This window comes from Listeria rocourtiae subsp. hofi (assembly GCF_963575615.1).
In the GTDB taxonomy this organism is placed as follows: domain Bacteria; phylum Bacillota; class Bacilli; order Lactobacillales; family Listeriaceae; genus Listeria_A; species Listeria_A hofi.
The window spans coordinates 93,372-102,742 of sequence record NZ_CAUYTL010000003.1 but is presented as its reverse complement, the minus strand read 5'-3'; the positions used below and the strand labels follow the sequence as shown (position 1 = coordinate 102,742).

The window sequence follows — 9,371 nt, the reverse complement described above, 5'->3', positions numbered from 1 at the left end:
GTCAATCTGTTCTAGAGCTTCGTCAGGTGAAATTACTTCCCCTCTGAATTCGCTTCGTCATTATCACCATTAGCAACTTTGTTCAAAATCTCGATTAGCGTTTTCCAAAGTTCATTCCCATTGAGTCCATCCAAAATAGCATCCACAGTTACGGCTGGGTTATCAAACACAGATACAACAAATTCAATTGCATTATCTAAGTACTCTAAATCGCTCTTTTTACCTTTTTTCATTTCAGCTTGTAATTCCAGACTTTTTCTAACTAGCCTTGCGCTAATAAAATCTTGCGTAAATGTTTCTTTCTTTTTCGTTTCTGTGTTTAAAAGTTCAATTTTCAACATGTTATTCGTCTCCTCCACCCAATATAAAAAGCCCCGTGAATACGAGGCTCTTTCTGATTATTTTTATGCTGCTGGTACATCACCTGGGAAAGTGTAAGCTTTCAGTTTAGTAACTTCTTCTTCACCTACTGCCATACCGAAGCTAAGACCATCTTTATTAGACACACAGTTCATTGTAGTTTTTTCTGCCTCTGGTTCGAACGCCCCTTCTTCTTTCGTTTTCAAACCCATCTCATCCATCGAGAAACGACCTTTGAACAAGGCGATAGCAACTGGTTCACCTGCTGCGTTTGTACTTTCCAATAACGTAGCTGTGTATGGTGGTTCCGTATTTTCTCCAACTACCGTAAAACCTCTCTGCGTATCTTTCACCCACCCCAGAACATCGTTGTTCATTTCGATTGGAATATCCAGTGCAGAGAAATCTAATTTCAAATCGCCAACACCTTTTTGTGATACGAAGTACGCAATGTCAGAACCAAATACTTTTTTCGCTTCTGCTGATAATCCTGTAATTTGCGCTTCCGTAGTAGCACCTTCCCCTTGTTTACCTTCGATAGTGTACTTCTTACCTGTTACCAGTTTTCCTTCAACATCCAACACGCCCACTGTGGCACGTTTAAAACCGACTAAAATTGACATTTATTTTCCTCCTTAAAATGCGTTATACAGCGAATAAGGGAATCCCGAATACCTACGTGAATCAACAAATCGCTTTGTTTCCTCAAAGTACTCATCTAATCCCCCTAGCTCCTGCATAACGTTCATTTCTTTTAATATTTGTTTAACCTGACCTTGGATTTCTTTTACTAACATACGATCCATCGCTTCCACATCAACTTGAATACTGACATGCTCCACCTTTGCATTATCGCTTGCATAAGTAGTTTCACGGGGCGGTTCAAGCAAGGAAATCACCATAAACGGCTTTGTATCATCTGCCGTTTCTGGGTAATCGTAAAACTTTATCCTTTCTTTACAATGTTGCACAATGACTTCATTCTCTATGAATCTATCGTAGATTTCTTTTAGAATATCGATCATAAATGACGAATCAACGCCTTTCGAACAGCAACCAAGAAATCGCCCTTAGAAACGACAATTGTTTTTCTAATCGTTCCCATTCCCTTAGGTGTATATCTTCGCCCTGTTTTTGTATAACCATTTTCATTTAAATGTATTAATCGCCAACGATCTTTGGGACCATTCCACCCAAGCTTCACCTGCTTGACCCCACCTACAATCCGTGGAAATGTTATAATTATTTCATCCTTAGAAGCACCAGTATCGGCGAAGGTTTTAAATGCTTCTTGCATATCTTTTTTTACAACTTTCGAAGCTTCCTCTAGTGCTTCTGTGGTTATCTGATTGATTTTTCTTTGGCCATACCTTTTTTCGAATTCCTTTAATATCTTATCCACACCAATCACTCGTCCGCTCATGTTCTCACCACCGCAATAATTTTGAGATAATTATTTTTCTCTAGATCAGGTCCAGTAAATTTCACATTGAATCGTTTTCCTTTATACCTGAAATCATCTATCTCTATATAATGTTCTGTCGTGGCAATGTAATCCGTATATGGATTACGGATGTTTAGCGTTACGGATTCCACAGTTGATGTGTTATTCAATATTTGAAGGTCCTTCATCGATGGATTATAGACATTTGCGAAGCACTCATATAGCACTTTCCGCTCTTCTTCCCCAGGCTCTGGACCATCATGTGGCACATATTCATAAAAAGTAACTGGAGTTGTTAAATCTCCGCCCTGTACTTGAGGTGGCGTATATTTAAATGGTTTCATCCGAAGCACCTTCTTCCGATGGTTCATACAACTCAAACGAAAGGCTGTTTAACTGACTTATAAAATTCTTATCAAAATATTCTAGTGCGTCGTTGATAGCATATCTTGTACGCTCAAATACAAGCTCTTTACCGCGACTATGCTTATTAATATCAAACGAACCACACTTTTCTTGAATATCTGCATAAGATGCCACCAGCTTTCTTTTTAAAGAATCATTCTCTGAATCATGAGAAATACGAACATGTTCTTTAAATTCTTTTACAATGTTTTCATCCACAGTCATGTGGACCACCTACTTTTTCGGGTTATCTTTAGGCTTCGGCTCTTCTTTCTCTTCTACAGGTTGAAGAAACCCATTGCCTAACTTGCCATTAATTTCTTTAGAACGCTTAGAAGTGAGCTCCACTGTAGAACCCACCTCATATGTTGTATCTTTTTCTAAATCACGAAACCTTTTCAATACTTTAAACTTCAACATTTATTTTTCCTCCTTATGCTGATGGAACAGTTTCAGAAATATCAAGCGTCCAGATTGCTGTTGCCTTAATATCCTTAGCCATCCCAAATGCAAATTGTTTAGCTACGTACAACTCTAAGTCCTCTAAAGCTAGTGTTTGGTCAAATTTATTTACTTTAATACCGCCACCAAGGTAAGCATCGTATCGACCTGTAACAAAAGTAAGAACTTCCCCTTGTGGTTGTGCCTCTGATTCTACAATGTCTAGGTTGTAAGGCAACGCAGTAACATAAACGCCATTCGCATTTAGGAAAGTATATTGCGTTTTTACATCCCAAGCATCCATAGGATTAACAACCATAACAACTCTACCAGCTACCGCCAGTGCTTTTCCGTTTTCCTTCACAGAGTGATATTTAAAGACACCTGTTAGCTCTTTAACAGTAACTTTGGAATCCGCAAAAGTTAGGATACCTTGCGCCGTTTTTTTCGGGTATGTCGTGACCCCGCTTGCTGTAGTGCCGTTGTTAATATCACGATCTAGCCCGATTGGTTTGTCTTTACCATCACCAGTCAGGAACGCAATTTCTAGTGCTACAGAAAACGCTTCTTGAATTTGCAGGCGTACAAAACGTTCTACCCATGCAGGGCCGAACTCTTCTAAGTCTTTAGGTACTACTACAAAAGCAGTCAATTTGTTAGAAATAGCCTCTTCTTCACTGAATGCAGCATCTAATTGCCCTTTGATTTCACCAAAGATTTTACCCCATACAGCAACACCGGATGTTTCTGATTTCAGGAACTTCAAACGTAAACCAGCATTTTTCAAGCCGATTTTTGATAGTAGTGGATGTTCTGATGTAATATCTTCAAAAATTTCATCAATCGTTTCTTGCGGTAATAGCTTTTCTTCCTTGTAGCCAACTTCTTTGTTCATTTCGTTATAGAATTTACGTTGATTAGCAGAAAGTTTACCATCCGCCGTTGTACCAATTGCGTATTGCTCGGCTTCTTTACGCGCCGCCTCAACCGCCTCTGTTTTAACGTTTTCAGCTAGACTGTCAATCATTGACATATACGCTTCACTTTGTTTATCTTGATCCTCATTGTTATTCATCGCATTAATGAATTCTTGTTTAGCAGCATTAAAATTTTCCATTGTATCGCCTTTTAATTTCATTGTCATTCTCATTTCCTCCTATTTTTAGGTATTAAAAAAAGAACCTTTTGAACCCTGTATTTTTAGGCTCATTTAGTTCTTTCTCTTGTTCATCCATATGTTGTTGTAGTGTTTTTCCATCGATAACAACATCATTTTTTAGTTTTGCAATTGCCTCATCTACCATGTTCTTGATTTCATCCGTTGGCAGATTAACATTCAACAAATCAGGCTCCGTTTTGTTCTGCATTCCTCGCACTTTATCAAGTGTGGCTTGCGATAACATGCCTCCTGTACTTGCAACAAGCTGTGGAACCTCAATGTTTCCTTGGAACATCATTTCATCAGCCAATCCCATTTCCACAGTTTGTTGTGGACTTAACCATGTTTCATTTCCCATCAGATTCAATAATTCATCTAATGTTTTGCCTGTTTTCAATTGATAGGCATTAGCAATTGAAACATTCGCATTCTTTGCGATATCCGAAGCTTTTTGTAAATCACGGTAATCACCTCTACCACCATATTGCACGTTGTGAATCATCATTTGCCCAGTAGGTGAGATTAAGACCTTATCACCAGCCATTGCAATTACAGATGCAGCACTTGCCGCCATACCAACAATTTTCACTGTTACCTGTCCACCATATGATTTCAACGCCGTATAAATTTCACTACCAGCGAATACATCGCCACCATTGCTATTAATCCAAACTTCAACTTCACCAGTTACATTCTGTAAAGCATCGTTCACATCTTTAGCACATGTGGCTTCCATGTCCAGCCAATCATAAATCCATTTATCATTGCTTGAAATAATTGGACCCTTTACCTCAATTTTTGTCATTCATTCTCACCTCCTTTATCGACCGTTTCATAGTTTTTCGTAATAACGTGTTTGTCTAGTTCTGGGTTATCTGAACGGTCATGCCCCATTTCATCCCGTACATCATTTCTTGTAAATGAACCTGACGAAATAATTTTGTCAATAGCCTCTGCATTCTCAAATATATCCACAGGTGTTATGATTCTGACGCGTTTTCCATCTAGATATTCTTTTTCACTAAAGAACTTCGCATTCATTTCATCTTGGATTTTTTTAATAAAGAACCTTTCACAAAACTTTTTAAATGCTTTCGTGTTATTACTCAAGTCCGCCATTTCTCCATGTATCAGAGCTGGGGGAATGCCTAGAATCTTCGCAACATCATCCGTAACAGATTTCTTTAGTTTCGTTAACTCATCAATAGATTGCGTTGTAGTGGCTCGTGTAGCTCCTAATTCTTCGTAAGTAAACCCGTTTAGTTGTGGAATAATCGCTACAGAATTCTTCGAGAACGCTCTAAATATTTTTTGAATATATCCCTGTAATTTCGCCTGTTTAGCATCATCATAAGTCCCCGTCTGATCTATATTGACAATCCCGCGTAATTGATAATTCCGTAGCTGTGCGTCAATCATGCGCCCTAAAACCTCGCCGTAATCGTCAAATAAGCCATCTAAAAATCTTGATAACTTGGTATTGCCATATTCTAAATACAAAACGTCACTCATCGGAAATGGTCGTTTAAATTCATAATCCTTAACAATTACTTCCTTAAACACATCATCATACACCGCATATTCATACCTGGTGAAACTGTCAGCAATTAAAAAATCATCCGTATCTGATAGGATGATTAAACATTCGCCGTCATAAACTAACTTGTAAATAACCTTTTCCCAGAATGTTGTGGATGACATATCTGTGTTCGGTCTTACATTTAATTTATAGTACAGCGTATTTTTAAGATTTTTCGTTCCGTCTCTTACTTGGAAATCCGATTGCGCTATTGCACGACCTAAAAACTGAATACATGTATCCAAAGCCATCCTTTTCAGGTAAGCCCTTTGTGACGTATCTTCCAACATGTCTAGGTCAAACATCCATTCAATTTCTTTGTTTCGTTTTAAAATATCTCCAATAAACCCCACTTTTTCACCTCCTAAAAATCAATCGCATTTAAGAAATCTAATGCTTCGCTGTAGTCTACATTGATAATTTCGTCTGCCCGATACATCGCATGAACAAAGGACTGAAAACCATCCGTTTTCCTTCTTATTTTATCTTTTTTAAGGTATTCCTTGTTTCCATCATTCTTGATTTTCACCAACACATTATTGGTGTACCAACGCATTAAGGGGTTGTTATCAAAAATAATTTGGTGATTGGCAAACGCACTTTCGATACGTGGCGCTAACAAACCGTGAATTGCTCGTGGATTTCGAATGACTTCTATTTCAAAACCTTCTGCTTCAAGTAAGGGTCTTAAAATATCCATTTTATAGTTATCTGCAATAATCTTGTTAACCCCATATTGTTTTCGCATTTTGATAAACCAGTTGACAATATGCATCGGATTAATAGATGGCTCATCTACCACAGTTAGTAATCCTTCTTGTTCCCATTCCTTGATTGGGGCAAATTTTTCTTTTTGAACAACATCATCCGCTTTCGAATAGCCATAATAAATATCAACAAATTGCTTCCTAGCAAAAGAATGCGTTTTGAATATATAATCCTTTTCATTTCGAAACAGTAATCCGCATGCTGCAAAGTCTCTTATACTTGCATAATCCAAACTGCCAATACAGCTCGATTTAGATACGTCAGGAAAAGGACGATTCGTTGCCAATATCTCTTCCCAAGTTGCAACACTACGCTCTAAATCCTCCACAGGTAAATTCATACGTTTTGTCATAAACTCATCACGGTTAGATGGGTCTTCCTCTAAATCCTCAAACTCTTCAAATATAGTGTCATAAAGAATTTCAGCATATTCTGACCGTGGTTCAGAGAGCATAGGGTTGGACATTTCCCAATTCTTTGGTTCAAAAACCTCATCTTCATTATCCAGTTTGCAAATAAACGGAAAGATAGAATTCGGTCTTGCTTCTCCTGTTAAGACCTTTTGAGCTTTCTCTTTTAGTTTGTCCAAAAATCCTTCTCTAATGTCACCATCCGTACCAATGTAAAATTCACGTGGATTCTTACGTTTACCTAATCCACTGATATGAACCTTTACATCTTGGTTCGTTAGATACTGGTGTATTTCATCAAACACAACGGCACCATCACGCAAACCATCTTTTGTGTTCCCATTACTAGTTCGAAACTTCAAGATAGCCTTTGTTTTCCGACCTTCGATTTTGGCTTTTTGATTAATAAAAGCTTTCTTTAATATATCTGGATTAAACTCAATTGCATTAAATATTTCATCAAAGCTTGTTTTCGCCTGGTCCTCTGAATTAGCTACAATGGATATGCTGTATTCAGGAATACCGTGTAATTCACTAATCAAGAAATGTGTGACTACAGATATCAGACCATTCTTACCACCACCACGACCTAACATCCACAGGAATTTTCGGTAAAATGCTTTTTTATTCTTTTTATGAAACAGGAAGATAAACGCAATTAAAAACTTTTGAAATGGCTGTAATGGGAAATACCATTTTTCGCCGAAGTTTATACAATCCTCAATCATCTGGTCATCAAAAAAAAGGTCATCCCTTACTAGAATGTCCTCTTTTAAATATCGTATTAATTGCTTACGCTCCTCATTAAAAAGAACTTTACCTGTTTCATAGTCCTTAATATAAGCATCTACATACTTTTGTTTAATCAAGTAAGATCACTAGCTGTGTAGCTATCACCTTTCGTTTTATCTGGTGGTGGTAAATTACTATTAAAGTCCCGCCCCAAAGCAATTAAAGAAGTATTGATTTTATTTTTCTCTGCAATCGCTGGATTTGGTTTTAAAAATCGTTGGCTAGCATTAATCGTTTCAACCATAACGCCATTTGTCTTAATTGAATCATCTAGCTCATAAAAAATAGTTAATAAATTTATATATCGGTCTACTTTTTCTTTTTCAACTTCATCCTCGCTATTAATCCCACTCAATAATTGCTTTTTGATTTTCGCCATATTCATTTGAACACCCCCTAACACACGTATTTAAATTCGTTTTTCTCGACAGAACCCCCCACACCGTTCCCAGAGCAAAATGTAAAAGCCAAAGTTTTCGGGCGGGGGTCTACCATTGTTCATCATTTTTCCATTTGTTTTCTTTTTTTATAAAACGATTATGTTTTTTATTGTGACATTCAAAATCTAATGTCTCTAGATTATCTAAAACAAGCGCCAACTCTGGGTAATATTCAAGTTCAAGGATATGATCCACATCTAACCGCTTATCAGTCGATACTCTACCTTGTCGCTTACACTCTTGGCATTCAAAATTATCTCTTTTAAGCACTTGTTCCCTGACATTACGCCACTCTTTGGATTTATAGAAGGCTATGCGTTCTTGTTTGGATAGCATTACATCGCAACCCTAACATATCTATCCCTAAGCTTATTGAGTATCCGTTCCAACCTATCACCGTTTAGTGTCGACTTAATACAGTCTGATAACATCCATCCACTGACACGGTAGCCATCTATCTTAGAATATGTTGAACGATATATGTATTGTTCATCGCCCAACGTTACTATCATATTCAGCTTGTCCACATTGGTTACGTATGTGGCTCTATGTTTGATGACATGGTCTATCATGTTCCATGCATCTTTGGCATCCCGACATATTACAAGGAATTGTTTCATATCATTTCACCCCATAATAAAAACGCACCATACAATCAGTATCCACATAATGAACACCTGCATAGAGTGCGTTTATCTAATATATAATTTAAACTCCGCAGTTATAAAACCAGGTAACTTCTGCGGTGTCGCTCGTCAACGACTTGTTTTTTGTTCTCCTCTTTCTCATTCGTTCTACCCGTAGGCGAGGATACACTATGCTATACATAGCGCTGGCAACTAATTAATAAAAGACCCTTGCGCCAACAAAGGTCTCAAAAACAATACTCAACCTAATCAGAGCAATAGGACTCGAACCTATAGCCTTTCGCTCCCAAAGCGAACGCTCCACCAAATTGAGCTATACCCTGTAAACAGTACCAGAAAAGTAAAAGATAGAAGTTATCATTCGATTTATTTGGTTATCTTCACTTTCCTGATACTATCATAATAACACCGTTTTAGGGTCTAAAACTGCCAACTTACTGCCAACTTACCATTCTCCTAATTCTTTCCCAATTAGATATATAATTCGTTTTCTCATTCGATATGCTGTTCGCTCGCTTATTGATAACTCATTTGCTATCCCAATCATTGTTAATCTTCTTTTATTTTCCCAATAACGTAACTGAATCAATTGATGGTATGGTTCTTCCGATGTATCTGGTAGATTGGATAACACATACCCTACAGCCGATACTAACGTTTGCAATCGTTCGATGCGAACGTCATCATCAATTTCAAGTACTTTATGAAGTGTCGCGCTGTCTTTATTCGTGCTCCTGATTCCAAGGTATTGGTTATCATCAATATAACCACTGGCACCGCGTCTATTCGCTTCAATTATCCTAACTTTTATTTCATCAATTTTTTCAATGTTCTTGTGATAATACATCAAACAACTTTCAACATATTTAAATTGATCTTTCGGCATATCTGGATATGGATTTTTGTTTTTGCGTTTGCTCATTTAT

The 9,371-nt window shown here is 37.4% G+C and carries 14 protein-coding genes and 1 tRNA gene; all 15 read right to left on the bottom strand.

The window, feature by feature from the left end; genetic code table 11:
- Positions 1 to 32: 32 nt before the first annotated feature.
- Entirely contained in the window at positions 33 to 341 is a 309-nt protein-coding gene (gene gpG / locus R8925_RS03175) for a phage tail assembly chaperone G (RefSeq protein WP_430534471.1), read from the bottom strand.
- 63 nt (positions 342 to 404) lie between these two features.
- Positions 405 to 983 carry a major tail protein gene (locus R8925_RS03170; protein ID WP_430534470.1) on the bottom strand — a complete coding sequence of 193 codons (579 nt, stop codon included), beginning with the start codon at positions 981 to 983 and terminating at the stop codon, positions 405 to 407.
- Between the two features lie 12 nt (positions 984 to 995).
- On the bottom strand, positions 996 to 1,385 hold the full coding sequence (locus tag R8925_RS03165; protein ID WP_430534469.1) for a DUF3168 domain-containing protein: 390 nt from the start codon (positions 1,383 to 1,385) through the stop codon (positions 996 to 998).
- Positions 1,382 to 1,762, bottom strand: coding sequence for a hypothetical protein (locus tag R8925_RS03160; protein WP_430534468.1), 381 nt, complete (start codon positions 1,760 to 1,762; stop codon positions 1,382 to 1,384). Before R8925_RS03160 ends, R8925_RS03165 begins: the two co-directional genes overlap by 4 nt.
- 17 nt (positions 1,763 to 1,779) lie before the next feature.
- Positions 1,780 to 2,148 carry a phage head-tail adapter protein gene (locus R8925_RS03155; protein ID WP_430534467.1) on the bottom strand — a complete coding sequence of 123 codons (369 nt, stop codon included), beginning with the start codon at positions 2,146 to 2,148 and terminating at the stop codon, positions 1,780 to 1,782.
- Positions 2,135 to 2,434 carry a phage head-tail connector protein gene (locus R8925_RS03150; protein WP_430534466.1) on the bottom strand — a complete coding sequence of 100 codons (300 nt, stop codon included), beginning with the start codon at positions 2,432 to 2,434 and terminating at the stop codon, positions 2,135 to 2,137. The genes R8925_RS03155 and R8925_RS03150 overlap by 14 nt, the downstream gene beginning before the upstream one ends.
- 9 nt (positions 2,435 to 2,443) lie before the next feature.
- A complete protein-coding gene (locus R8925_RS03145; RefSeq protein WP_430534465.1) occupies positions 2,444 to 2,629 on the bottom strand; it encodes a hypothetical protein in 186 nt (61 codons plus the stop codon).
- A gap of 13 nt (positions 2,630 to 2,642) precedes the next feature.
- Complete coding sequence (locus R8925_RS03140; protein ID WP_430534464.1) at positions 2,643 to 3,794, bottom strand: phage major capsid protein; 1,152 nt, start codon at positions 3,792 to 3,794, stop codon at positions 2,643 to 2,645.
- A gap of 25 nt (positions 3,795 to 3,819) precedes the next feature.
- Positions 3,820 to 4,614 (bottom strand): head maturation protease, ClpP-related, encoded by a 795-nt coding sequence (locus R8925_RS03135; protein ID WP_430534463.1) that lies wholly within the window; start codon positions 4,612 to 4,614, stop codon positions 3,820 to 3,822.
- A complete protein-coding gene (locus tag R8925_RS03130; protein WP_430534462.1) occupies positions 4,611 to 5,741 on the bottom strand; it encodes a phage portal protein in 1,131 nt (376 codons plus the stop codon). The genes R8925_RS03135 and R8925_RS03130 overlap by 4 nt, the downstream gene beginning before the upstream one ends.
- Positions 5,742 to 5,752: 11 nt before the next feature.
- Positions 5,753 to 7,435 (bottom strand): terminase large subunit domain-containing protein, encoded by a 1,683-nt coding sequence (locus R8925_RS03125; protein WP_430534461.1) that lies wholly within the window; start codon positions 7,433 to 7,435, stop codon positions 5,753 to 5,755.
- Positions 7,432 to 7,743, bottom strand: a complete 312-nt coding sequence (locus R8925_RS03120; protein ID WP_430534460.1) for a P27 family phage terminase small subunit — start codon at positions 7,741 to 7,743, stop codon at positions 7,432 to 7,434. The genes R8925_RS03125 and R8925_RS03120 overlap by 4 nt, the downstream gene beginning before the upstream one ends.
- A gap of 103 nt (positions 7,744 to 7,846) precedes the next feature.
- A complete protein-coding gene (locus R8925_RS03115) occupies positions 7,847 to 8,134 on the bottom strand; it encodes an HNH endonuclease (RefSeq protein WP_430534459.1) in 288 nt (95 codons plus the stop codon).
- 560 nt (positions 8,135 to 8,694) lie between these two features.
- A tRNA-Pro gene (locus R8925_RS03110) sits at positions 8,695 to 8,768 on the bottom strand.
- A gap of 122 nt (positions 8,769 to 8,890) precedes the next feature.
- Positions 8,891 to 9,367 carry a DUF722 domain-containing protein gene (locus R8925_RS03105; RefSeq protein WP_430534458.1) on the bottom strand — a complete coding sequence of 159 codons (477 nt, stop codon included), beginning with the start codon at positions 9,365 to 9,367 and terminating at the stop codon, positions 8,891 to 8,893.
- Positions 9,368 to 9,371 lie beyond the last annotated feature (4 nt).

Coding starts and splice junctions, on each gene's coding strand:
- gpG (WP_430534471.1), bottom strand. CDS start 341: ATGTTGAAAATTGAACTTTTAAACACAGAAACGAAAAAGAAAGAAACA.
- R8925_RS03155 (WP_430534467.1), bottom strand. CDS start 2,148: ATGAAACCATTTAAATATACGCCACCTCAAGTACAGGGCGGAGATTTA.
- R8925_RS03165 (WP_430534469.1), bottom strand. CDS start 1,385: ATGATCGATATTCTAAAAGAAATCTACGATAGATTCATAGAGAATGAA.
- R8925_RS03120 (WP_430534460.1), bottom strand. CDS start 7,743: ATGAATATGGCGAAAATCAAAAAGCAATTATTGAGTGGGATTAATAGC.
- R8925_RS03140 (WP_430534464.1), bottom strand. CDS start 3,794: ATGACAATGAAATTAAAAGGCGATACAATGGAAAATTTTAATGCTGCT.
- R8925_RS03135 (WP_430534463.1), bottom strand. CDS start 4,614: ATGACAAAAATTGAGGTAAAGGGTCCAATTATTTCAAGCAATGATAAA.
- R8925_RS03105 (WP_430534458.1), bottom strand. CDS start 9,367: ATGAGCAAACGCAAAAACAAAAATCCATATCCAGATATGCCGAAAGAT.
- R8925_RS03170 (WP_430534470.1), bottom strand. CDS start 983: ATGTCAATTTTAGTCGGTTTTAAACGTGCCACAGTGGGCGTGTTGGAT.
- R8925_RS03145 (WP_430534465.1), bottom strand. CDS start 2,629: ATGTTGAAGTTTAAAGTATTGAAAAGGTTTCGTGATTTAGAAAAAGAT.
- R8925_RS03115 (WP_430534459.1), bottom strand. CDS start 8,134: ATGCTATCCAAACAAGAACGCATAGCCTTCTATAAATCCAAAGAGTGG.
- R8925_RS03150 (WP_430534466.1), bottom strand. CDS start 2,434: ATGACTGTGGATGAAAACATTGTAAAAGAATTTAAAGAACATGTTCGT.